The following is a 24555-nucleotide window of genomic DNA, read 5'->3' as shown; positions in this document are numbered from 1 at the left end:
AAGTAGACTATGGTTTATAACGAAAAGGAAGGATAGCTGTTGTGATTGAAAAGAGTACATATAAAGGGATATCAGTTATAGTTACATTTATACTTTTACTGTTTTTCATTGGATTGAGTATTATTTTAGGTTATACCGATACATCGATTCAAACTTCATATAAAGCGTTTACACAATTCAATGAATCTGAAGAACACATCATTATTCAAACGATACGTTTACCAAGAGCACTTATAGCTGCTTCTGTTGGTGCGTCCCTGGCAATAGCGGGAGTTTTGATGCAAACACTAACGAGAAACCCATTAGCTTCACCGAGTATTTTAGGAATTAATGCAGGGGCAGGTTTTGCAGTCGTCATCGCTGTAACATTTATGCAAATCACCAACCTGCAAAGTTTCACATGGATCTCGTTACTTGGAGCAGCTGTCGCGGCTGTTGGTGTTTATGTTATCGGTTCGGCAGGGCGTGAGGGATTAACTCCGATGAAACTAACACTTGCGGGGGCGGCTATGACAGCATTATTTGCTTCCTTTACTCAAGGTTTATTAGTTACGAATGAAGCGGCTTTTGAACAGGTATTATTTTGGCTCTCCGGTTCTGTTCAAGGAAGAAAGCTTGAAGTATTGCTTTCGGTTCTTCCATACTTATTAGTTGGATGGACGGTCACCTTACTTATTTCTTCTAAAATGAATGTACTAGCAATGGGAGATGACTTAGCAAAGGGACTAGGTTTAAAGGTGGGTCTGATTAAAATTGTTGTTGGCGTACTTGTTATCTTATTAGCAGGCAGTTCCGTAGCGATTGCCGGACCAATAGGGTTCATAGGTATCGTCATTCCCCATATTGCGAGGCGTATTATTGGCACGGATCATCGTTGGCTTCTCCCTTTCTCAGGTTTGTTAGGCGGGATCCTGCTGTTAGGTGCCGATATTGGTGCAAGATACATTATAATGCCGCAGGAAGTACCAGTAGGTGTGATGACAGCATTCATAGGTACACCTTTCTTTATCTACATAGCTAGAAAAGGAGGAGGTAACCAATCATGAACATGCGTAAACTAGTCTTCAAATGTAAAAACAAGATAACGATCATATTAAGTATCCTTCTTCTTATCATTGCAGGGGTGTTTATAATGAGCGCAGGATTAGGAGATGTGAAGTTGACTCCCCTTGCTGTCCTAAAAGTGCTCTTTGGGGGTGGAACAGAGTTAGATCAACTTGTCGTCGTTGACTTTCGCCTCCCAAGAATCATTTTGGCATTGTTTGTTGGAATGTCACTTGCCGTAGCTGGCGGAATACTCCAAGGGATGGTCAGAAACCCTCTCGCTTCACCGGATATTATTGGGATTACCGCCGGAGCTAGTACTGCGGTTGTGGCGTTCCTTTGGATATTTAGCGACGGAAATCATGCCTTAATGGTTAGTATTCAATGGTTGCCTGTTGCTGCCTTCATCGGTTCGACCCTGATTGCGTTTCTCGTCTATTATCTTGCCTGGAAAGATGGTGTTTCACCTGTTCGTTTAGTGCTTATCGGTATAGGAATTGCTTCTCTAATGCAAGCAGCTACGACCATGTTTATGATTGTAGGGCCGATTTATAGAGCTACTCAAGCTAATATTTGGATTACGGGAAGTCTAAATGGAGCTACATGGGAGAATGTGTGGGTTCTTATGCCTTGGACGATCGTGCTATTACTCATTGCATTTACTTCAGCGCGGACGATCGATATTCAAGAGCTTGGTGAAGAAGTGGCGACAGCAGTTGGGAACAATGTGGAACGAAGCCGCTTTTTACTCCTGTTAATTAGTACAGCATTAGTTGGAGGCGCAGTAGCTTTTGCTGGGGGCATTGGATTTGTCGGGTTAATGGCACCTCATATGGCTAGAAGATTAGTGGGATCTTCGTTTGCCGCTTTGTTGCCGACTTCTGCATGTATTGGAGCTATTCTAGTGATGGCAGCCGACTTAATCGGACGTACACTGTTTTCTCCTTTAGAGGTTCCAGCTGGTGTGTTTACAGCGGCAATAGGAGCACCTTACTTTATTTTCTTATTATATAAAACCAAAAGTTCATAAAATAATGTGAACACATAGGTGTGACAGAAGTATGCTTTTTTCGATTTTTGTGTGGCAGTAAACGGTTTTGTGGTAGTATTTAGTTAATTGAGGCTGTATAATCATGTAAGATTAAAGGTTAAAATAAAAGACAGAGTGAGATAGAGTCATGCTGGACATGCCTTAGTGTTTGGTGGCATAACTTAAGGAACAGGACATCGCACATTTACGGTGTGGTGTCTTATTTGCTAGGATAGAGTCATCCATAGAAATTAAATTATAGAAGGGTGAATGCGATGAATGTGAAAGCGCGTTACGCCGCGATTATAGTGGTGCTTGCCGTTCTTATAGGAGCTGCGGGCTCGTATGTAGGAATGCAGTATTTTGGAGTAGGGGAAGAAAGCCCATCAGAACGGCTCGCAAACGCTAGTCAAGGTGGGGAGAACTTTGGCAATCTTTCTGAAGAAGAACAAAAAAAATTCATTGAAAATATGGCGGGTAGTACAAACTTAAAAAAAGTAGAGCAAGCGTTCGGGGTCATTAAGGATAATGCTTTAAAAGATGTAGATCAACAGAAGCTGGTTGAAGGCGCTATCCAGGGGATGCTTGATACATTAGAAGACCCGTATAGTGTTTACATGGATAAGGAAACGATGGATCAATTCAGTCAAACGATCGAATCGTCTTTCCAGGGAATTGGTGCGGAAGTAAGTATGGTTAACGATAAAGTGACTATTGTAGCACCGATTAAAGGGTCACCTGCTGAAGAAGCTGGGCTTAAGCCGAATGACCAGATCCTCCAGGTGGATGGTGAAAGTCTGGAAGGCCTTGATTTGTATGAAGCTGTCTTAAAAATTCGTGGTGAAAAAGGATCCGAGGTCACCCTTAAAGTGGAACGTCCGGGTGCAAGTGAACCGTTGAGTATTGATATTGTTCGTGATGATATTCCACTAGAAACGGTCTATACAGATACGAAAACGATAAACGGCAAAGAGGCCGGTGTCATTGAAATTACGTCCTTCTCTGAAAAAACAGCAGAGGACTTTAAAAAGGCACTTAAGAAACTTGAGAGTGACGGGATGGAAGGTCTTGTCATTGATGTACGAGGCAATCCCGGCGGTTTATTTACAGATGTACAGGAAATTCTAAAGGAATTCATTCCGAAAGATCAACCGATCGTCCAAGTAGAGGATAGCAAGGGAGAGGTTTCACGCTATTTCTCAGATATTGAGTCTAAGAAAGATTATCCGATTACTGTACTAATGGATGAAGGTAGTGCGTCAGCATCAGAAATTCTCGCTGCAACCATGCATGAAGCCGGAGGTTACGAGCTTGTGGGAACGAAAAGTTTCGGTAAAGGAACCGTCCAACAGACCATTCCGATGGGGGATGGCAGTACGATTAAGCTGACCCTTTTCAAATGGTTGACCCCTGACGGTAACTGGATTCATGAAAAAGGGGTGAAACCGACTGTTAAAGTGAAACAGCCTGCATATTTCTATACAAATCCAGTTGAAGTAAAAGAACCACTCACTTTTGACAGCAACGGTGAAAAAGTTAAAAATATCCAAGAGATGTTAAAAGGATTAGGTTATTCTCCTGGACGAACCGATGGATATTTCAGTGAAGAAACGAAAGCTGCTCTAGAGAAGTTTCAGACCGATCACCAATTGGATGTATCTGGGGAAGTGGATAAAGAAACAGCAGGTAAAATTGAAGAGTTAATCGTTAAAGAAGTACGGGATGAAGAAAATGATCGTCAAATGAAAAAAGCTTTAGAAGTTCTATTTCAATAAGCAGGAAATGGATGACTTTTAGCGAAATAAGTCCGTAGTCTTAGACTGCGGATTTTTTCTTGAGATAAGACAATGTTGGTTGGTTAACTTAAACAATGAGATACGAAATCCTAGTTCAGGTGGTTGGACGTCACTAAAGAGTTCCGAATTTAGTCGAACTTTCTGAAGGGATGCTTTGCGTTTGTCTTTAGACTGAGAGGAGAAGTGCTAATGGATGCTTGGTGGAATGAGATATGGAATGGATTGGCAAGACTTTTTATTCAGCCGTTATTTTATTGGTCTGTCATCCTCTTATTTATGTTATCGATTCGTAGAATAAAAAAAGAACGAAGAAGTTTTGGAACGAGAGTATTTGATATATTCGCTGAAGGCAGAAGTACATGGCGCGTCTCGGTGGTCGGCGGGTTCTTCTTATCGTTATTAGCCATTGGTGGAGGGATCGTTTTCACCTATCCTTTCCTACTTCTATTAAGTGTGGTCACTGTTATTTTAAGTCTGACATTAAAACTAACCTGGCTGTCGGCAGCTTATACATTTGGTTTAACGTACCTGTTGCTTCTAATGGCTCCATACATACCTGAAGGCATTTTACCTGACGCCTGGCTTGTTGTTTTAGAGAATACTCCTCTCACAGGTGTTGCTCTAACAATGAGTGTATTATTAATGATCGAGGGTGTGATTTTGGCGAAAACCTCCTCGAGGAGAACCTTTCCTGAACGTGTTAAAGGGAATCGTGGAAAAATGGTTGGCCAACACCGGGTGAAGAAGCTTGTCCTCATCCCGATGGTTGGTCTTCTGCCGGGTGGAATGATTGAATCTTTTGCTCCATGGTGGCCGCTATTTTCAATTGGCGAACATAGCTATGGATTTATACTTGTCCCCTTGCTATTAGGATGGGAATGGGTTGCCCGTGCGCAAACACCGAAATTGGTAGCCATCAAGGTAGGGCGTCAAACCACAGCTATTGCTATCCTATCATTCGGGTTATCTGTCGCTAGCTTATATGTGTCTATTTTGTCTCTTGCAGCGGTGGCAGTAAGTTTGTTAGGAAGAGAAATGATCTATGCTGTCCACCGAATACGTGAGAATCGTCAGCCGTTTTTTACAGCAGATCATAGAGGTGTACGGATTCTTGGTACGATTCCGGGGAGTCCGGCTGATGAGATGGATCTGCTTCCAGGTGAGTTGATTTTGAAAGTGAATGCGATTCCTGTTACATCTGTAGAAGAGTTTTACGAGGCCTTACAAACAAATGGGGCATTTAGTAAGATTGAAGTGAGAGACTTTAGGGGAGAAAATCGGTTTACACAACGTGCTATGTATGAAGGCGAGCATCATGAGCTTGGAATCTTATTTGTTCAGGAGGCTGTTCGTGAACAAATAGCGGAATAACCCCCTTTTGCTAAAAGCTTTGATTTCAAGGCTTTTAGCTTTTTTTGTTCTAGTATAAGAAGTACATACATAAGATTTCCTAATGAAAATGATTCTCAAATTCATTGACAAGGGTTTATTTTGCCCATAAACTATAAAGAGTAGATGAAATGGACGAGAATTTTAATATACTTAACCAACATACAAATGGAACTTTAGCATTTGTAAAGGGGAGATATAGCATATGGATTCACTGTTGGCGAACGATCTAACACTAGGATATGGCGATCAAGTTATCATAGATTCTTTGGATATAAAGATCCCTAAAGGGGAAGTAACTGTTTTGATCGGCGGAAATGGCTGTGGTAAATCCACATTGCTTCGTTCATTGGCACGGCTATTAAAACCTAAATCGGGGCAAGTTGTGCTTGACAGCTCGGACATATCAAAAATGCGTACCAAAGACGTAGCTAAGAAAATGGCAATTCTGCCTCAAAGCCCGACAACGCCTGAAGGTTTAAGTGTTTACCAGCTCGTGAAACAGGGACGTTACCCTTATCAAAGCTGGGCAAAGCGCTGGGCAAAAGAAGATGAGGAAGCCGTTAATAAAGCACTGACAGATACCAACTTATTAGAATTGAAAGACCGCTCAGTTGACTCGTTATCCGGTGGACAGCGTCAGCGTGCATGGATTGCGATGACTCTAGCCCAGGATACTGATTTACTATTATTGGATGAGCCGACAACGTACTTGGATATGTCACATCAAATCGATATACTCGATTTATTGTTTGATCTTAACAAGGATAATGGACGTACAGTTGTCATGGTTCTCCATGATATTAACCTGGCCTGTCGTTACGCTGATCACATTGTCGCTGTAAAGGATAAAACAGTGTATGCACAAGGTAAACCTGAAGATGTAATTAATTGTGATTTAATGCAGCATGTCTTTGAAATGACATGTGATGTCCGGGAAGACCCTATTTTCGGTACGCCAATGTGCATTCCCCACGGCAAAGGTCGTTGCTTAATTAAGCAGGCCCAAGCAGAAGCACAACAACAAACAGTACAAAGACAGACAGTTTAAAATTTAAAAAAGTCACGAATGGGCAAAAAATCCTATTTGTGGCTTTTTTTTATGGTTCACTTCGTGTAATATTTTGAATAAGAGATAAGATTTGTGCGTATTGGAGTAGGTAACGAACTGGGGAAATGAGGAGATAGGTATGAAGTTCTACGAAGGGTTGCATAGGGATAACGGTCTGCAAGCAGTATTTCAAGCACCAGATAGGCAGGTACTAAGTATCCTTATGGAGGGAATGTCCGATTTAGTATTCCTCATGGAAGTCATTGATTACGATACGTATGAATATTTGTATATAAACCATACGTCTGAACAGTGTTACCAGTTAGACCGCTCGAATTGGAAGGGTAAGCTGATAGAAGATATGCTTGAACCTAAGAAGGCATTATACATAAAAAGCTATTATAATTAGGTTGTTGAGACAGCTGCGTCTGTTACGTATAGAGATACAGTAGATATTAATGGATATGAATTTTTGGGACATACCTTACTGACGCCATTTATGGACGAAACAGGCAAAGTCGTCCAAATATTAGCGATGACAAAAGATATTACTGAGCTCGCTAAAAAGGAACAAGAACTTGATCCAGTTCACGCTGTCTATCGTTCCTTACTAAAAAATACAGCGGATGCGATTCTAATTGTAGAGCTTGATGGGAAGGTTCTTGAGACCAACCCGGCTTTTGAAAAGTTGTATGGGTTTACAAAGGAGGAGTTAAAGAAGGAGCGTTTTCCTTTTGTTCCTTTTTCCTTGAAGTCTGAAGCAGATGAATTAATTGAAAAAGCAGTCCGAAAAAAGCATATTTCCGCTTATGAAACGAAGCGCCGCCATAAAAATGGGGACTGGGTCGATGTCTCAGTGACCGTTTCACCTATATATGGAAACGATGGAACCGTCATAGGGGTTAGTTCAATCATAAGAAACATTAGTGAGCAAAAAATTATGAATCAGAAGTTAAAGGCTGGTCGTTCACGATATCAATCCTTGTTCGAATTCAACCCACATCCTATCGTCACATTAACCCTGAGAGGAACAATTACAAAGGCAAATCCGGCTGTGCTCCAAATGCTCAACCTCAAGGAAGACGAACTTCTGCACTCATCTATTACAAAATGGGTCCACGGGGAAGAAATAGACCATGTCAAACAGCATATGAGAGGGAGTATTTCTGGAAAGAAAATGTGGTTTCAAACAAGATTTATGGCAAGGAGTAATGAAAGAATTGTAAACGTATTCCTGACTCCGATTTTAACAGGACAGAGAAAAGACGGGATGTATGCGATTTTAGAGGATATTACTGAAAAAGAGGCAGCAGTAAAAGCATTAAAACAAAGTGAGGCTAAGTTTAAGCTGATTGCTGATCATTCGCAAGACCTTATTTCTGTCTTTAGTCCTTACGGAAAGCTTATGTATGGCTCCCCTTCACATGTGGACTTTTTTGGCTTTGATCCTACCGATGCTGATGTCGATAAAATAGCAACAGTTGTCCATCCAAAGGAGATGGGCCAACTGGCCGAGCATTTTGTTCATTGTTATAGAGGTACGGATCCATTTTTTATGAATCTGCGGTTCTTGAATGCCCTTAAAGAATGGGTGTGGTTTGATGTGAGGGGGATCCCTGTGTTAGATGATCAAGCCAAGGTGACTCATATTGTGGTGGTTTGCCGGGATATTACAGGACAAATCAATTATGAAGAGATGCTGAAAAGTTATGCCTTCTATGATTATTTAACAGAGTTACCGAATCGCCGAAAATTTGAAGATTGTTTAACGGAAACGTTGGCGAAATCAAGGGAAAGTCATCTTCCGTTTGCGCTTCTTTATTTAGATGGCGATAGTTTTAAACAGATCAATGATGACCTTGGTCACGATAAAGGGGATACTTTTCTAAGATTAATTGGGAAACGGTTGGCGCAATGGGGGGATAACAAGTCTGTCATTGCTAGAATCGGAGGGGATGAGTTTGCTATTTTGCTTAAGGATTTAGCAGATGTTAAAGAAGCGAGGAATAAGGCAGAGGATTTACTAATTAAATTAAGGGAACCCTATCAAGTTGGGGAACATACCGTTTATTCGTCCTTTTCTATTGGCGTATCCCTTTATCCGCTTGATGCCGATACGAAAGAGGAACTATTTCACAAATCAGATCAGGCGTTATACTACGGAAAACAGCAAGGTAAGGACACGATCTTTTTTTATCAAGATATGAAGTGAACCAAAGAATGGCTTGAGGTTCCTACTATGAGGAACCTCAAGCCATTCTTCAATTGTTTGTTGGGATCTCCTGTAAGTCAGTTAAAATGTGTGTTGGTTTTAAGCCTAGTTCTGGCCATTTTACACCTTGACGGTTCACCCAGGCTGTGTGAAATCCATAGTGCGTAGCTCCAGCAATATCCCACGGATTACTTGAGAAGAAAAGAATCTCTTCTTTTTGCTGGTTCAGCTTATTTTGCGCAAACTGATAAGCCTCAGGATGTGGCTTATACACTTCTGCATCATCTGCACTAAGGAGGGAAAAGGTATTCGTAAGCTGATTGTTTTTAAGTAGCGGCTGTAACATGGGCCGTGTTCCGTTGGAGAAGATCGTCAATTGTTTATCAGGGTTGTTCTCAGCTAAACGGGATACTTCAGTGTATGGCTGCAAATGTTGATATTGGTCCATTAATTTTTGAATAGTCTCATCGCTATAGTCTACGTCGTTCATAGCAAGTGCATCAATTAAAGCCCACTTTGTAACCGTATCAAAAGGTTGGTAACCTTGAATGAGCTGGCGAATCATAAAATAATGAACTTGACGTTCACGCCAGGATTCACTTATTGATGATCCCTTCTCTGGATAAAGGTTGTGTATCGTATCTTTAACTGAATGGACATCAAATAAGGTTCCATATGCATCAAATACATAGGCTTGGTAACTCATCGGGGATCGCTCCTTTCCCATTTAATCTACCCTTTCCTGTGATAGGATAAACAGTTAAAAGATGACAGAGGGAAGTCAGGAAGAGTACACTAAGGACTAGAAGAGCGCGTTTATTACCCACTTGCATGATATCGTTGAGCGTCCCATAGTTTCTGTTCCTTCTGCAAGCTGGTAGTATATGATGCTGACCTGTTTCTCAAGTATCCATTTTGTCTTATTTAGATTGTCTTCTCTGTATGTACCTTGGGAAAAGTTTAGAGAACGGAAGAAGTTCACAAAAAATTCATGAGGCTGGGGCATTTCCTGCTCTTGCTTTGTGCTAATTCATGATATGATTTGATAGATAGATTATTTATATTAAAATTGTATTTTCAATATAGAAAGGGTAAGACGATGAAGAAATTCTCAATAATAACCACATTCGTCACTTTTCTTGCGCTCATCCTTGGAAATCTGGTTGTGGCAACGAAATCAGGTGATGCTTGCGGAACGACATGGCCGATTTGCAATGGGGCAATCTTTCCGGATATTACAAACTACCACGTGATCATCGAATACTCCCATCGCTTAATGGTTCCATTACTGGCTATGTTTACGTTTATTAATGCGGTAGGGGCGATTATAAAGCATCGTGAAAGGCGTTCTGTCCTTATCTTGGCGGTTATGAGTCTTGGTATGCTTGTCTTTCAATCATTAATCGGCGGCTTGAACGTCTTATTAGGAACACCCCCAGGGTTTACAACATTAGACGTTACATTCAGTCAGATTCTTCTGCTCATACTAGTGTTATTAAGCTATAGTCTTCATACTGAGAAAGTTGAGCTGGACAGGACAAGTTGGTCAACAATTAATCTGAGTTACCGTGCATTTCTAATAGGGTTTACGATTTATATGGTTCAAGTCATCTTAGGTGCATTTTTCAAACATAGTGCAGCTAGTAATGTGATGCTTGATATCCCTGCAATAGAGTATTTAACGAAAAGTGAGTCCATTGCCAATATGCTTTACTCGCTTCATTGGGTTGCGACAGTGGTTATTTTCGTCGCTGCTATTTGGTTCGTTATTTATGCGTCGAAATTTAAATACCATGTCCTATTATCGTGGTTGTATTTAATCTCGATTTTGTTGAATGCTGTTGTTGGATTTGTGATTGTCGTGACAGGAAATGTTGTCGTGGCTTCTTCTCTTCACATGATTCTTTCCACGCTAACAACCGTGATTGGTGGCTGCATCCTTGGAGGGTATTGGTTTAAATTGCAAAAGAGAACGGTGTAATTCATACGTGAGGCGCTGTGGGAGCTTTGCTCCTATAGTGTCTTTTTATGTAATAGTAAAAGCTATCCTGGTAAAGTTTAAAGAAGAGCTTTACCAGGATAGCTTTTTTATCCCTTCGTGAGGGACCGTTACTTATTGAAACAATTCGCGAATTTCCTTTTCACTTAACGATGTAAGCATTGATTCACCAGGTTGGATAATCTGGTCAACTAAATCGCGCTTTTTCTGTTGGAGCTGGAAAATTCGTTCTTCAATCGTTCCTTCAGAAATCATCCGAATGACTTGAACAACTTTTTCTTGACCGATCCGATGGGCACGGCCGGCCGCTTGCTCCTCTACAGCCGGGTTCCACCATAGATCATAGAGAATGACGGTGTCCGCACCCGTTAGATTCAAGCCTGTGCCACCAGCTTTCAATGAAATAAAGAAGGCGTCTTTCTCGCCTTCGTTAAATTGTTCAACCATGTCAACACGATGCTCACTTTTCGTGTTTCCGTCTAAATAAAAAGCATTAATCCCCGTATCCGATAATTCTTGATAGAGAATTTTTAACATGCTTGAGAATTGGGAGAAGATAAGCACGCGATGGCCACTGCTTTTCAGTTCGGAAGCCAGTTCTTTAAGCTGCTCAAGCTTTCCGGATTCCCCTTCATAATTTTCTAAGAAGAGTGCAGGATGGCAGCAAATCTGGCGAAGGCGTGTGAGTCCGGCTAATATTTCGAGTTTGCCACGCTGAATCCCTTTTGTAGCAATCGTTTCCTGAATATCTGACTGAATTTTTTCCAGATAAGCTAAATAGACTTCTTTCTGTTCCCGTGTCAGTTCGGAATATTGCACAGTTTCCAGTTTATCTGGTAGTTCTTCAAGTACTTCTGTCTTCATCCTCCTTAAAATGAAAGGTCGGGTCATTCGCGCAATTTTTTCCGGCTTCATTTGCAGGAATTTCTTCTTACTTGTATAAAATCCTGGCATGATCGTTCGAAATAAAGACCAAAGCTCACTCAGAGAATTCTCAATGGGTGTGCCGCTTAACGCGAACCGATGAGTAGCTCGTAAGCTGCGAACGGCTTGGGCCGTTTTCGTTGCTTCATTTTTAATCGCTTGTGCTTCATCTAAGATCATTGCATGAAAAGGTACTTCCTTGTAGGCAGGAGCGTCCTGTCTCAGTAATGGATAGGAAGTGATCAAAATATCTGACGTATTTTGTTCAATTTGTTCCCTTCGAGTCACAGGATCCCCAGTGATGACTTGAACCGTCAGAGTCGGGGAAAATTTCTCGAACTCTTTTTTCCAATTGTAAACAAGTGATGCCGGTGTAATAATCAGGGCTGGATTTTCCATAAGCTGCTGTTCTTTTTCATAAAGAAGAAAGGCAATGCTTTGGACTGTTTTTCCAAGCCCCATGTCATCGGCTAAGACACCACCTAACCCGTAAGTTGCGAGCGTCTTTAACCAACGAAAGCCTGTCAGTTGATAAAAACGGAGGTCGGCTTCTAGACGTTCAGGTGGGTCAATCATCAGTGATTCCGGCGACTTCAGACGCTGAACGAGCTGATTAAATCGTTCATCTCGCTCTTTCGCTTCCAAACGAAGGGCTTCATCTACCTGTAAGCTGCGTGCTTTAGCTACTTGTAAGGAATGATCATCGATATCTGATACACTTAAATCAAGTTCATCCGCAAGCCTCTGAAATCGTTCAAAGGAATCTGAGGTGAGCGAGAGTAAAGCACCGTCAGATAAACGATAGTATTTCTTTCGTTCAATGGCAGCTTTTAGAGCAGCTGTCACATCATCATTTGATATGCCATCAATACCAAAGCTTACATCCAGCCAACTTCCGTCACTTTCAATTTCAACGGAAGGGACGAGTTCCCGATGTTGATTGTCAAGTAGTGAGCGGACAGGTGAAGAGGTGTACACTTCAGCCAGCTCACGCAATTTTGGCAAGTACTCGCTGATAAACTCTTCAAGGACCTCATCCTCCTCAATATAAACCGTTTCACCGTCAAATTTAAATTCGGCCTGTTCAATGATTTGAATAATCGCTTGTTCTGTTTCGCTATCACGTTGAATGATCACCTGGTCTGAGGCCTCGGATTTAGTGAAAGGGAGAATCGTATGCTCCCCATAATGAAACTGTACGTCAATCGTCAATGACCAATTAGTAAAGTCGAGATAGGCTTGAGGCTTCAGCTCTTCTTGAATAATTCTTTCTTGTGCTGTTTGGTTTAGCTGCACATCAGCAATGGTTTCGAGTTCCGGGAGAACGTAAGAAACGATTCCTTCCATGTCCATTTGTCCTACGGTATGGTTGCCGTTCGAATTATAGGGGAGCAGCGAATGTAATGTGCGAACGGTCTCTTCTTTTTTTTGATCGAGCAAATAAAATCCGGCATCCTTATAAAGAAGATGATAATCTTTCAAGTATTCATAGGATTTTAACTGATTCATATGCATATGATAACTTCCGCGTTCTTCAGAAATATAAAAGGATAGTTCAGGGAACTCCTCGTTCACGTGTAAAGCTCCTACGTTTTCTCCTCGTTCAATAACCTCACAATGCTGATTTGCAAGAAGCTGAAGGAAATCAGGTGCGAAAGAAGGAGGAAGTGTTAATATCTTCTGTTCTCCGGCATTCCAGTGACGCTCGTAAAAAAGTTCTTGTTCGTAGGCGCGTGATAGCATCTGAAAGACTTGCTCATCTTGCTCTGTTAAATAATGTTCCGCTGGATCATAGCTGAATTTTTTTGAGAGCTTATATGGTTGTTCTTGTTGAACATGCTGGAGGAGTTCGCGAATATCTTTGATCACGTAAGCATAATTTTCTCCAAGCTTCAGTTCAATACCAAGACTCTTGCTGCCTAATAATGATTGAATATGCAAGAAATATTGGATGTGTAAAGGGCGTTTAGCTGCGCGAGTGTATTTATTTTCCTGACGGTCTCGGAACGCCTCGGAAAGTCTCTTGGCAAAGACGCGATCATTCTTCATTGGTGCCAATTGTTCTTGTGTTTGCACCTTCTGGTTATTCGGGGATGATTGCAAAATGGCTTGCTCGCGAATAGCAAAGAGAACGGCTGCAATGTGCTTACAACTATAATAAGTATCATAGGCAGGGCATTCACATCTTGCTTCTAAATCATCATCTTCAAAAAAGAAAACGCGTACCTCATAGTCATGAGTACCCGTTACTACGGCGCGCCAGGATCTAATGGCGCTATTGTGGGAAAGTCCGTACACTTTCCCTTGGTTGTAGTATTTTTTCCCACGTTCGTAAAACGTTTCGCCGGTTATTTTCTTTATATCATTAGGTTGTAAAAGGTATGACTGCATAGCTGGCATCCTAACTGTCTTTTTTTATATTATAACAGGAGAAGGGGGAACATTTCTCCCTAAAAGCTTCCCTTCCCTTTTCCTTCCACCTCAGGTCATCCAAAATTTGGATGACCTGAGGTGGAAGGAAATCCCAGGATTGATTTTACTGGTGGGGTGTGCTACCTTTCAAGGTATGGAGAAATATAAATTGAGGAGGTCGCTTGCTCGGGTGAGCGGCTTTTGTATGGAGTGAAGAGGCCAATGTGATACGTATATCCTGCCTATAGCCTATTTGAATTAAAGAGATTACGATTTGGAGGATATCACGATGACGATACGAGATGAGATGAAAAAACGTCGCACGTTTGCAATTATTTCCCACCCGGATGCAGGGAAAACAACGATAACAGAAAAAATGCTGTTATTTGGAAATTTAATTCGCTCAGCGGGAACAGTTAAAGGGAAGAAATCAGGTAAATTTGCGACCTCTGACTGGATGGAAATTGAGAAACAGCGTGGAATTTCTGTTACCTCAAGTGTAATGAATTTTCCTTATAAGGATTACCAAGTAAATATTTTAGATACACCGGGTCACGAAGATTTTAGTGAAGATACGTACAGAACGTTAACAGCTGTTGACAGTGTTGTCATGGTCATTGACGCAACGAAAGGGATCGAGGCGCAAACGCTGAAACTGTTTAAAGTATGTAAAATGCGCGGTATTCCGATTTTTACTTTTATCAATAAAATGGACCGCGAAGGACGCGAACCTCTTGAATTAATGGAGGAAATCGAATCGACATTAAACATTGAGACGTATCCGATGACATGGCCAGCAGGGATGGGAAAACGTTTCTTAGGTGTGTTTGATCGTCACAATGAGCAGTTTGTCCAGTACACTGGAAACGAAGAAGAAATGTATATTCCTTATGATGAGCTTGAGAACCATAAAGAATTAACTGAAGATGCAACTTATCAAGAAGCAGAAGGTGAAATGTTGCTGGTAGATGAGGCGGGAGATGGTTTTGACTTGGAGAAAGTGATGAAAGGGGATCAAACACCTGTCTTCTTCGGCAGTGCGCTTGCGCCATTTGGTGTGGAAACCTTTTTCAATACGTTTATTGACTTTGCACCTGAACCGGCTCCGCGCCGTTCTACGGAAGGCATTGTCTCACCTGACCAGGAAGAATTTTCGGGTTTTATTTTCAAAATACAAGCCAATATGAATCCACAGCATCGCGACAGAATTGCCTTTGTACGAATCTGTTCAGGAAAGTTCGAACGTGGAATGAATGTGACGCTGTCCAGAACAGGGAAAACGTTCAAGCTCGCTCAGTCTCAGCAGTTTGTTGCCTCTTCAAGAGGGACGGTGGAAGAGGGATATGCAGGGGACATTATCGGAATTTATGATCCAAATATCTATCGCATTGGTGATACAATAGTGACAGGCAAACAGAACTTCGAATATGATGAGCTACCGCAATTCCCTCCAGAACTTTTCAAAAAAGTAACGGCCAAAAACGTGATGAAATCGAAGCAGTTTAAAAAGGGATTGGAGCAGCTTGTTCAAGAAGGTGCGATCCAGTTGTTCAAGCGGTATCGCTTTGAAGACTATATTATTGGTGCCGTCGGAGAGCTTCAATATGAAGTGTTCGAGTATCGTATGAAGAACGAGTACAACGTTGAAGTCGAGCTAACATCGATGGGGGAAAGGATTCCTCGCTGGATTCCTGAAGAACAAGTGGATGAATCGATGTTTGATGAACGCAATATGCTTGCTGTTGATCGAGAAGGACTTCCGCTTGTTTTATTCAAGAACGACTTCTCATTACGTTGGTTTAAGGATAAGCATGAGGATATCGAATTAATTGACCTGTTTGAAGTCAATCAGTATGATCAATCCTATCAGTAAAAGAATCGAAAAATCTCACTACATCTTTATGTAGTGAGATTTTTTGATCGTTCTGCGTAAATGTGCAATAAAAATCTAAATACGCAATTATGCTCACAAGCGGTGCAATTAATCATTTTTTTATGTCCAATTATGCGAGGTTTCGTGCAAATAATATTCCTAGTAACGTATCAAGCCGCCACTCCAGTCGTTTCACAAAATAAAAACCGAATGTTTGTTCGTTTTATGTTAGAATGGTAAACTATTGTGGTAAACTATGGTTGAATAGTGTATTGAACGGAGGTTGTCCTAATGGAAACGGAGAATCAATTTGAATTAGTATCTGATTATAAGCCACAAGGGGACCAGCCTAGAGCGATAAAGGAACTGGTCGAAGGAATAGAGCGCGGCGAGAAGCACCAGACTCTACTTGGCGCAACAGGGACAGGGAAAACATTTACCATGTCCAATGTTATTGAACAAGTGAACAAACCCACATTGATTATTGCCCACAATAAAACATTGGCAGGTCAATTATATAGTGAGTTTAAGGAATTTTTCCCAAACAATGCAGTCGAGTACTTTGTTAGTTTCTATGATTACTATCAGCCGGAAGCTTATGTGCCGCAAACGGATACGTTTATTGAAAAAGACTCCAATATTAACGATGAAATTGATAAACTGCGTCACTCGGCAACAACCTCCTTATTTGAGCGGAACGATGTCATCGTTGTTGCAAGTGTTTCTTGTATTTATGGGTTAGGTTCTCCGGAAGAATACAGCAGTCAAGTGCTATCTATCCGTCAAGGTATGGAACGTGATCGTGATGAATTGCTTAGACTCCTCGTAGATATCCAATATGCGAGAAACGACATCGACTTTCAACGCGGAACCTTTCGCGTCCGCGGGGACTCGGTGGAGATCATTCCGGCGTCAAAAGAAGAGCATGCGATACGTGTTGAGTTTTTTGGTGATGAAATTGATCGGATTCGTGAGATTGATGTTCTTACAGGAGAAATTGTTGGAGAACGAGAGCATGTAGCGATTTTCCCGGCATCACACTTCGTAACGAGGGAACAAAAGTTAAAAAAGGCGATTGAAAATATAGAGAAAGAAATGCACGCAAGAGTGAAAGAACTTAAGGATCAGAATAAGTTGCTGGAAGCACAGCGCTTAGAGCAAAGGACGAATTACGATTTAGAAATGATGAATGAAATGGGCTTCTGTTCCGGCATTGAAAACTATTCACGTCATCTAACCTTTCGAGAAGAGGGTGCGATGCCTTACACCTTACTCGATTATTTCCCTGATGACTTTCTCATTATGGCGGACGAGTCGCATGTGATGCTTCCGCAAATTCGCGGCATGTACAATGGGGACAGGGCGCGTAAGCAGGTACTTGTCGATCATGGATTCCGACTCCCTTCTGCTCTCGACAACCGTCCACTGACTTTTGGGGAATTTGAAAAGCATATCAATCTCATCACATATGTTTCTGCCACTCCAGGAAATTATGAACTAGACCATACTGAGAAATTGACCGAGCAAATCATTCGTCCGACTGGACTACTTGACCCTGAAATCGAGATCCGTCCGATTCATGGTCAAATAGATGATTTAGTTGGTGAGATTAACAAGCGCAGTGAACGGAACGAACGGGTGCTTGTTACTACGCTAACGAAAAGGATGTCCGAGGATCTTTCTGACTATCTGAAGGATTTAGGAATAAAAGTAGCCTACCTGCATTCGGAAATTAAAACATTTGAGCGGATTGAAATTATTAGAGACCTAAGGCTCGGTAAATATGACGTTCTTGTGGGAATCAACCTTTTAAGGGAAGGTCTGGATATTCCTGAGGTTTCATTGGTCACCATATTAGATGCCGATAAAGAAGGTTTCTTACGTTCCGATCGTTCACTTATCCAGACAATTGGACGAGCTGCACGTAACCAAAATGGAATTGTTATTATGTACGCAGATAAGACAACGAAATCGATGCAATATGCCATCGATGAGACCTATCGCCGCCGCGAAAAGCAAATTGCTTATAATGAGAAACATGGCATTACGCCAAAAACAATCAATAAACAAATTCGCGATGTCATTCAAGTAACGAAGGTTGCAGAAGATAGTACGACATATGGAACAGAGAAAAAACCTTCAGAAATGTCGAAAAAAGAACGCGGCGAATTGGTTGATAATTTAGAAACAGAAATGAAACAGGCAGCTAAGGATCTCGACTTCGAAAGAGCAGCCGAGCTTCGCGACATTGTTTTGGAATTAAAAGCGGAAGGATGATTGGCTTATGGCCAGTAAAAATATCAGTATTAAAGGAGCAAGAGCACATAATTTAAAAAATATTGACATCGACATCCCCAAAAATAAACTTGTGGTTATGACAGGACTTTCTGGTTCAGGGAAATCATCCCTCGCCTTTGATACGATTTACGCTGAGGGGCAACGTCGCTATGTAGAGTCACTAAGTGCGTATGCCCGTCAGTTTCTAGGGCAGATGGATAAGCCTGACGTAGATTCAATCGAAGGCTTGTCCCCAGCTATTTCGATTGACCAAAAAACGACAAGTCGTAACCCGCGTTCAACAGTGGGAACGGTCACAGAAATCTTTGATTACTTACGCCTGCTTTTTGCGAGAATCGGACGACCGACTTGCCCAAATCACGGCATTGAAATCGACTCGCAAACAGTGCAGCAAATGGTTGATCAGATCATGGAGTATCCGGAACGAACGAAACTTCAAATTCTATCACCTGTCGTGTCAGGACGAAAAGGTGAGCATGTCAAAGTCTTTGAACAACTGCAAAAAGAGGGGTACGTCCGTCTAAGAGTGGACGGGGAAATGCGTGAAATTTCCGAGGAGTTTAAGCTCGAGAAAAATAAAAAGCATTCAATTGAAGTGGTTGTTGACCGAATCGTTGTGAAGCAGGGTGTTGAGGGGCGTTTATCTGACTCTCTTGAAACCGCGCTTAACTTGGGAGCAGGGAATGTCATTGTTGATGTGATCGATGGAGAAGAAATCAGCTTCAGTGAGCATCACGCTTGTCCAATATGCGGGTTTTCGATTAGCGAACTTGAGCCGCGTATGTTTTCCTTTAACAGTCCTTTCGGGGCGTGTAATCGTTGTGACGGTCTTGGAACACAGCTGGAAGTTGACATGGATTTAGTGATTCCAGATTGGAATAAATCGTTAAAACAACATGCTATTGCTGCCTGGGAGCCGACAAGTTCACAATATTATCCACAGCTGCTTCAAAGTGTTGCGGATCATTATCACATAGACTTAAACAAACCTGTGAAAGACTTATCGAAAGAACAGATGGAGCGGGTTTTATATGGCAGTGGCAACGAAAAAGTCTTTTTCCGTTATGAGAACGACTTCGGTAAAGTCAGAGAAAATGAGATTTTCTTCGAAGGAGTTATCCCGAATATTTCTAGGAGGTACCGTGAGACGAGCTCCGATTTTATCCGCGAACAAATGGAAAAATACATGGCTCAAAAGTCATGCCCGAAGTGTGAGGGAAACCGCCTGAATCAAGAAGCTTTAGCTGTGTTAATTAACGGGGAACATATTGGCCGGACTACTGACTTTTCTGTGACAGAAGCGAGGCAGTTCTTTGAATCGTTAGAACTGACTGAGAAGGAAGAAACGATTGCCAGAATGATCTTAAAAGAAATTTGTGAGCGGTTAAGTTTTCTCGCAAACGTTGGACTCGATTATTTAACATTATCTAGATCTGCTGGAACATTGTCCGGCGGGGAAGCTCAGCGAATTCGCCTGGCCACTCAAATTGGTTCTGCCTTAACAGGGGTGTTGTATGTGCTTGATGAACCGTCGATCGGCTTGCATCAGCGTGATAACGACCGCTTGATAAAGACACTTAAGCGTATGAGAGATTTAGACAATACCTTGATTGTGGTAGAACATGATGAGGATACGATGCTGGCGGCTGATTATTTAATCGATATCGGACCAGGAGCAGGTGCCCATGGCGGTGAAATTGTTACACAGGGAACACCGAAACAAGTGATGCGATCTAAGAAATCATTAACGGGCCAATATTTGTCTGGGGAAAAATTCATTCCGTTACCTGCTAAGCGTCGTAAGCCGGATGGCCGCTATCTTAAGATAAAACAAGCTGAAGAGAACAATCTGAAAAAAGTGAACGCGAAAATTCCTCTAGGCTTATTTACAGCCGTGACTGGTGTGTCCGGATCGGGGAAAAGTACGTTAATTAATGAAATTCTGTACAAGTCGCTTTCTATGAAACTGCATAATGGTAAACAAAAGCCAGGAAAGCATAAGGAGATTCAAGGCATCGAGATGCTTGATAAGGTAATTGATATTGATCAGTCACCGATTGGGCGGACTCCACGTTCAAACCCTGCTACTTATACAGGAGTTTTTGATGATATTCGTGATGTTTTTGCACAGACAAATGAGGCGAAAATTCGCGGTTATAAAAAAGGTCGTTTCAGTTTTAATGTGAAAGGCGGCCGTTGTGAAGCATGCCGTGGGGATGGGATTATTAAAATTGAAATGCACTTCCTGCCTGACGTATACGTTCCATGCGAAGTGTGTGATGGGAAGCGCTATAATCGTGAAACATTAGAAGTAAAGTATAAAGGGAAGAGTATTGCCGATGTCCTTGGAATGACCATTGAAGAGGCACTCGACTTTTTTGCTAATATCCCGAAGATTAACCGGAAGCTGCAAACTGTTGCCGATGTTGGACTTGAATACATTAAACTCGGCCAGCCTGCGACGACATTGTCAGGTGGGGAGGCCCAGCGGGTGAAGCTGGCTAGTGAACTTCACCGTCGTTCTAACGGTAAATCCTTTTATATACTGGATGAACCGACGACTGGCTTACATGTCGATGATATCTCAAGGTTATTAGACGTATTGCAGCGTTTAGTAGAGAATGGTGATTCTGTATTAATCATCGAACACAACCTTGATGTGATTAAAGAAGCAGATCATATTATTGATCTTGGTCCAGAGGGTGGTGAAGGGGCGGGAAAATTATTGCAACAGGGACCCCCGAAAAAGTAGCAGAGGAACCCGAATCTTATACTGGGAAATATTTGAAACCAGTGCTGCAGAGGGATAGGAAACGAATGGAAGACAAGTTGAAGTCAAAAGAAAAAGTTTTAAAGTAAGTAGATGCTTTGACGGTTCGATCGATATTAAGTATCGTTAAACAAGAGATGTTTTAACGGGAGGAATTCGGAATGAAAGTGATCGAACAGTCAGTTGTTCAAGAAAAAATCAATCAGCTTGCGAACCAAGCTGTTTATGTACATTTAGAAACAACAAATGGCGCCTATGCCAGCCATTTTGATGAGAAAGCATACAATGTAGGTGCTTTTATTCGTAATGCTCAGGTTACTTATCAGCATGGCAAAATTGTAAGCACAGGCGGTTCTTACCGGGTAGGATTGAAGCTTGAGCTGGGCTGGGTTTACGCAGAAGGTGTTACGGACTATGAAATTGATGACCTGGGACGCCTGCTGCTAGCCGGTCATGATCGGGAAGGCCGCTTAATGGTTGCCCTGGAAATTAGCAAATCTCCTTTTTCTCATGAGGCGGAGCTACATGAGTAAGCAGCACGTCGTTGTTATCTTTCCGCACCCGGACGATGAATCATTCGGTGCCTCTGGTACGATTTCTAAATTTCGAGCAGAAGGCATTCCAGTGACTTATTTATGTGGAACGCTTGGTGAAATGGGCAGAAATATGGGCAACCCCGTTTTTGCTAATCGTGAGACACTGTCATCTTTTCGCAAAAAAGAATTAACCGAAGCGGCTAAACAACTCGATATAGACGTTGAGTTGCTAGGGTATCGTGATAAAACCTTAGAGTTTGAACCGAGGGAAGAGGTGGCTGACTACTTGCAGCAAAAGATAGAGGCGTTGCAGGCAAGCTTAGTCATCACACATTATCCCGGTTATGCGGTCCATCCAGACCACGATGCGTTAGGGGCCGCGGTTGTAGCCGCTGTTGAAAAAATCGATAGGGAATCGCGTCCGGAAATATGGATGCACGCCATTTCCAACCAGCACGAAGATGATCTTGGAAAACCTGATATTATTTTTGATATCGCACCATACTGGGAACAGAAATTAGCAGCCATTTCAGCACATTTATCACAAGCAGATGGCATGATGAGCTTAATAGAAATTCATGATAAGAAACACGAGCAAACGGAGCGTTTGAAAATGGAACGCTTTTATAAGTGGACGTTTTCTTAAAAGCTTAGGCACCTTAGACAAACAGCATTGTCTTCAAGGTGCTTTTTTTAGTTTTTCTACACCCTAAATAGGGAATGCTTATTAAAAAGGAGCGAGTGTCCAATGAATGAAGAACGTATGAGAATATTGACAATGATTGAAAAAGGAACGATTACCGCGGAAGAAGGGGCCAAACTTCTTAATGCTGTGGAGGAAAAGAAGACGAATAAGAACAAATCAACCAATTCGAGTAAAAAGAAATACGGGTTAAAAGATTTTGTTGGAGAGGCCGTTGATAAAATTAAAAATGTCGACTTTGATTTATCTTTCGGGGAATCCGCTGAATTTCATCACCACTTTGAAACAGAAGCTGATTTTCATGACATCGATGCCTCCATTGCGAACGGATCATTGGAAATTGAACCATGGCAAGAGACACATGTTCGCGCGGAGTATAAAGTTAAGGTCTACCAGGTCGAAGAGGTGGGAGAGGCTAAAGAAAAGTTTCTTGCCGATCATCAATTTGAGGCGAACAATAATTTGCTTCGAATTGCCAGTCCATCCAAAAAAGTAAAAGCCTTTGTAAAGCTTTATTTGCCGCAGAAGAATTACGAATTTATTAAGGTGAAGTTATCGAATGGTTCGATTACTTCCACTACGATTGATGCTGAACATTTCCACCTTAAAACAGCTAACGGCTCTATTCAGCTGAAAGGGGCTCAAGGGGAAGTCAGTAAACTTTCAACGGGGAATGGTTCGATCACAGTAAGCGATAGTAAGTTTGAAACGTGTGAAACGGAAACCGTTAATGGAAGCATGACATTAAATGGTCAATTTGGTAAAAATGAAGCGTCCACTATTTCAGGAGCTATTAGCGTCGTTAATAGTGGCAGCCATGCTCATACAGGCTTTTTCAAAACGGTTAAGGGCAATATTGCTGTTACACTGCCGCCTCATAAAAGGATAGATGGAAGGCTTAAGTCTTCAGTTGGAAGCCTGAATTGTGAACTTGATAACTATAAAATTCTGAATAACAAAAAAGAAGTCATGAGTAAGGAGCTGCAATTTGAGGCACACGAGGAGTATGAACCTGCGTATCATTTAGAAGCAGAAACAAAAACGGGTTCTGTCACGATTAGAAATCCTCGCTTGTAAATGCTGCTGGAATTGAGGGATAGAGATTGAAAAACTGGCTATTACACATTCTGGTGAATGCGGTGGCAATCGTTGTAGTAGGAGCGTTATTTACTTCAGTGTCGATTGACGGGTTTGGCGGTGCTTTACTTGCTGCCCTTATTTTGTCAATATTGAATGCGATTGTCCGTCCGATACTAGTGGTCCTAACTCTGCCGATCACAGTAGTAACACTTGGTTTGTTTCTATTTATCGTTAACGCGATCACATTAGCAATGACAGATGCCTTTCTAGGAAGCACATTTGAGATCACCAGCTTCGGGATGACGATTGTTGCTGCCATTGTCATTTCACTGATTAATCTAGTGCTGAACAGCTTTATTAAAGAATGATGATCCATAATGGATTCGGTTCGCTTTCCTGACAGCGGACCGAATTCTTTTTTATCCTCGTTTTTTAAAACGTGCTACAATAGGGAAAGTGATTATACGATTTTTTCTTGAGGAGGCAAGTCCATGAGCAAAGTGAGAACAGAACAACTGCTTGAGCAGTTTAACATTGAGCTAGTTGCTGGGGAAGATGGCATTCACCGAGAAATACATATGAGTGATATATCCCGCCCTGGTGTAGAAATGACGGGGTACTTTAAATTTTACCCGAAGGATCGCCTGCAATTATTAGGAAAGACAGAGCTATCGTATTTTAATGAACTTACACATGAGCAGCGTATGGATCGTGCTGAGCGTTTATGTACAGATATAACACCTGGAATCGTGATAACGAGAGGGATGGATATTCCCAAGGAGCTTCATGTGGCAGCAAAAGAAGCCGCTGTTCCATTAATGAGATCCCCACATAAAACGACAAGGGTTATCAGCCGCTTGACTAATTTTCTAGAAACGAAATTTGCCCCGTTTACTGCCATCCACGGAGTGCTTGTAGATATTTATGGGATTGGAGTATTAATTACAGGGCAAAGTGGTGTCGGTAAAAGTGAGACAGCCTTAGAACTTGTAAAACGCGGACATCGGTTAGTAGCTGATGATAGTGTTGAGATCAGGCAGGAAGATTATGATACGTTAATTGGGAATAGCCCTCCGCTCATCGAACACTTACTTGAGATCCGCGGACTTGGAATCATTAATGTGATGACATTATTCGGGGCAGGGGCTGTGCGGAACTTTAAACGGATCACCCTTGTGATTAACCTTGAGATTTGGGATAAAAACAAGCAGTATGATCGACTGGGACTTGAAGAAGAGACCATGAAAGTCATGGATGTTGAGATTCCTAAAGCAACGATCCCTGTACGTCCTGGCCGTAACTTAGCCGTCATTATTGAGGTGGCAGCAATGAATTTCAGATTGAAGCGTATGGGCGTTAACGCTGCAGAGGAATTTTCTGAACGCTTAACTAAAGTCATTGATGAAGATCAAACGAATGAAGAGTAAGGGAGGAAGAC

General features: G+C 41.8%; 17 protein-coding genes and 1 pseudogene. 16 read left to right on the top strand and 2 right to left on the bottom strand.

The annotated features are described in order from the left end of the window. Positions 1 to 41 precede the first annotated feature (41 nt). From MUO14_RS05300 to MUO14_RS05270, 7 genes are all read left to right on the top strand, one after another. A complete protein-coding gene (locus MUO14_RS05300; RefSeq protein WP_244754035.1) occupies positions 42 to 1046 on the top strand; it encodes a FecCD family ABC transporter permease in 1005 nt (334 codons plus the stop codon). Next, positions 1043 to 2074 (top strand): FecCD family ABC transporter permease, encoded by a 1032-nt coding sequence (locus MUO14_RS05295; RefSeq protein ID WP_244754034.1) that lies wholly within the window; start codon positions 1043 to 1045, stop codon positions 2072 to 2074. The genes MUO14_RS05300 and MUO14_RS05295 overlap by 4 nt, the downstream gene beginning before the upstream one ends. A 275-nt stretch (positions 2075 to 2349) precedes the next feature. Beyond that, on the top strand, positions 2350 to 3849 hold the full coding sequence (locus tag MUO14_RS05290; protein WP_244754033.1) for a S41 family peptidase: 1500 nt from the start codon (positions 2350 to 2352) through the stop codon (positions 3847 to 3849). A 210-nt stretch (positions 3850 to 4059) separates the two neighbouring features. Beyond that, positions 4060 to 5241, top strand: a complete 1182-nt coding sequence (locus MUO14_RS05285; RefSeq protein ID WP_244754032.1) for a PDZ domain-containing protein — start codon at positions 4060 to 4062, stop codon at positions 5239 to 5241. 223 nt (positions 5242 to 5464) lie between these two features. Then, entirely contained in the window at positions 5465 to 6310 is an 846-nt protein-coding gene (locus MUO14_RS05280; protein WP_244754031.1) for an ABC transporter ATP-binding protein, read from the top strand. A 139-nt stretch (positions 6311 to 6449) separates the two neighbouring features. Next, positions 6450 to 6719: a hypothetical protein gene (locus tag MUO14_RS05275; protein WP_244754030.1), complete on the top strand. Its 270-nt coding sequence runs from the start codon at positions 6450 to 6452 to the stop codon at positions 6717 to 6719. 63 nt (positions 6720 to 6782) lie between these two features. Beyond that, positions 6783 to 8522, top strand: coding sequence for a sensor domain-containing protein (locus MUO14_RS05270; RefSeq protein WP_244754029.1), 1740 nt, complete (start codon positions 6783 to 6785; stop codon positions 8520 to 8522). Between the two features lie 49 nt (positions 8523 to 8571). On the opposite strand, the gene MUO14_RS05265 is transcribed toward MUO14_RS05270, so the two are convergent. Then, positions 8572 to 9228, bottom strand: a complete 657-nt coding sequence (locus MUO14_RS05265) for a haloacid dehalogenase type II (protein WP_244754028.1) — start codon at positions 9226 to 9228, stop codon at positions 8572 to 8574. 393 nt (positions 9229 to 9621) lie between these two features. On the opposite strand from MUO14_RS05265, the gene MUO14_RS05260 reads away from it, so the two are divergent. Further along, positions 9622 to 10503, top strand: coding sequence for a COX15/CtaA family protein (locus tag MUO14_RS05260; protein ID WP_244754027.1), 882 nt, complete (start codon positions 9622 to 9624; stop codon positions 10501 to 10503). A gap of 132 nt (positions 10504 to 10635) precedes the next feature. Here MUO14_RS05260 and MUO14_RS05255 read toward each other — a convergent pair whose 3' ends face one another. Beyond that, on the bottom strand, positions 10636 to 13836 hold the full coding sequence (locus tag MUO14_RS05255; RefSeq protein ID WP_244754026.1) for a DEAD/DEAH box helicase: 3201 nt from the start codon (positions 13834 to 13836) through the stop codon (positions 10636 to 10638). A gap of 310 nt (positions 13837 to 14146) precedes the next feature. Here MUO14_RS05255 and MUO14_RS05250 point away from each other — a divergent pair, with 310 nt between their 5' ends. The 8 genes and pseudogenes from MUO14_RS05250 (at position 14147) to hprK (ending at position 24544) form a co-directional block, all read left to right on the top strand. Next, positions 14147 to 15730: a peptide chain release factor 3 gene (locus MUO14_RS05250; RefSeq protein WP_244754025.1), complete on the top strand. Its 1584-nt coding sequence runs from the start codon at positions 14147 to 14149 to the stop codon at positions 15728 to 15730. Positions 15731 to 16021: 291 nt separating this feature from the next. After that, positions 16022 to 18007: an excinuclease ABC subunit UvrB gene (gene uvrB, locus MUO14_RS05245; protein WP_244754024.1), complete on the top strand. Its 1986-nt coding sequence runs from the start codon at positions 16022 to 16024 to the stop codon at positions 18005 to 18007. A 7-nt stretch (positions 18008 to 18014) separates the two neighbouring features. Further along, positions 18015 to 20887, top strand: a pseudogene (gene uvrA, locus MUO14_RS05240) (excinuclease ABC subunit UvrA). Between the two features lie 72 nt (positions 20888 to 20959). Further along, complete coding sequence (locus MUO14_RS05235) at positions 20960 to 21331, top strand: YojF family protein (RefSeq protein WP_244754023.1); 372 nt, start codon at positions 20960 to 20962, stop codon at positions 21329 to 21331. Then, on the top strand, positions 21324 to 21980 hold the full coding sequence (gene bshB2, locus MUO14_RS05230; protein ID WP_244754022.1) for a bacillithiol biosynthesis deacetylase BshB2: 657 nt from the start codon (positions 21324 to 21326) through the stop codon (positions 21978 to 21980). Before MUO14_RS05235 ends, bshB2 begins: the two co-directional genes overlap by 8 nt. A gap of 102 nt (positions 21981 to 22082) precedes the next feature. Then, entirely contained in the window at positions 22083 to 23114 is a 1032-nt protein-coding gene (locus MUO14_RS05225; RefSeq protein ID WP_244754021.1) for a DUF4097 family beta strand repeat-containing protein, read from the top strand. Positions 23115 to 23140: 26 nt separating this feature from the next. Next, positions 23141 to 23485 (top strand): phage holin family protein, encoded by a 345-nt coding sequence (locus tag MUO14_RS05220; RefSeq protein WP_244754020.1) that lies wholly within the window; start codon positions 23141 to 23143, stop codon positions 23483 to 23485. A gap of 123 nt (positions 23486 to 23608) precedes the next feature. Then, positions 23609 to 24544, top strand: coding sequence for an HPr(Ser) kinase/phosphatase (gene hprK / locus MUO14_RS05215; protein WP_244754019.1), 936 nt, complete (start codon positions 23609 to 23611; stop codon positions 24542 to 24544). Positions 24545 to 24555 lie beyond the last annotated feature (11 nt).

This window comes from Halobacillus shinanisalinarum (assembly GCF_022919835.1).
Lineage (GTDB): Bacteria > Bacillota > Bacilli > Bacillales > Halobacillaceae > Halobacillus_A > Halobacillus_A shinanisalinarum.
The sequence above is the reverse complement of the archived record's forward strand: the minus strand, read 5'-3'. Positions and strand labels throughout refer to the sequence as shown.

Bases quoted from the DNA above. Each gene is read 5' to 3' on its own strand.
- MUO14_RS05295 (WP_244754034.1), top strand. From the start codon at position 1,043: ATGAACATGCGTAAACTAGTCTTCAAATGTAAAAACAAGATAACGATC.
- MUO14_RS05290 (WP_244754033.1), top strand. From the start codon at position 2,350: ATGAATGTGAAAGCGCGTTACGCCGCGATTATAGTGGTGCTTGCCGTT.
- MUO14_RS05285 (WP_244754032.1), top strand. From the start codon at position 4,060: ATGGATGCTTGGTGGAATGAGATATGGAATGGATTGGCAAGACTTTTT.
- MUO14_RS05280 (WP_244754031.1), top strand. From the start codon at position 5,465: ATGGATTCACTGTTGGCGAACGATCTAACACTAGGATATGGCGATCAA.
- MUO14_RS05275 (WP_244754030.1), top strand. From the start codon at position 6,450: ATGAAGTTCTACGAAGGGTTGCATAGGGATAACGGTCTGCAAGCAGTA.
- MUO14_RS05265 (WP_244754028.1), bottom strand. From the start codon at position 9,228: ATGAGTTACCAAGCCTATGTATTTGATGCATATGGAACCTTATTTGAT.
- MUO14_RS05260 (WP_244754027.1), top strand. From the start codon at position 9,622: ATGAAGAAATTCTCAATAATAACCACATTCGTCACTTTTCTTGCGCTC.
- MUO14_RS05255 (WP_244754026.1), bottom strand. From the start codon at position 13,836: ATGCAGTCATACCTTTTACAACCTAATGATATAAAGAAAATAACCGGC.
- MUO14_RS05250 (WP_244754025.1), top strand. From the start codon at position 14,147: ATGACGATACGAGATGAGATGAAAAAACGTCGCACGTTTGCAATTATT.
- uvrB (WP_244754024.1), top strand. From the start codon at position 16,022: ATGGAAACGGAGAATCAATTTGAATTAGTATCTGATTATAAGCCACAA.
- MUO14_RS05235 (WP_244754023.1), top strand. From the start codon at position 20,960: ATGAAAGTGATCGAACAGTCAGTTGTTCAAGAAAAAATCAATCAGCTT.
- bshB2 (WP_244754022.1), top strand. From the start codon at position 21,324: ATGAGTAAGCAGCACGTCGTTGTTATCTTTCCGCACCCGGACGATGAA.
- MUO14_RS05225 (WP_244754021.1), top strand. From the start codon at position 22,083: ATGAATGAAGAACGTATGAGAATATTGACAATGATTGAAAAAGGAACG.
- hprK (WP_244754019.1), top strand. From the start codon at position 23,609: ATGAGCAAAGTGAGAACAGAACAACTGCTTGAGCAGTTTAACATTGAG.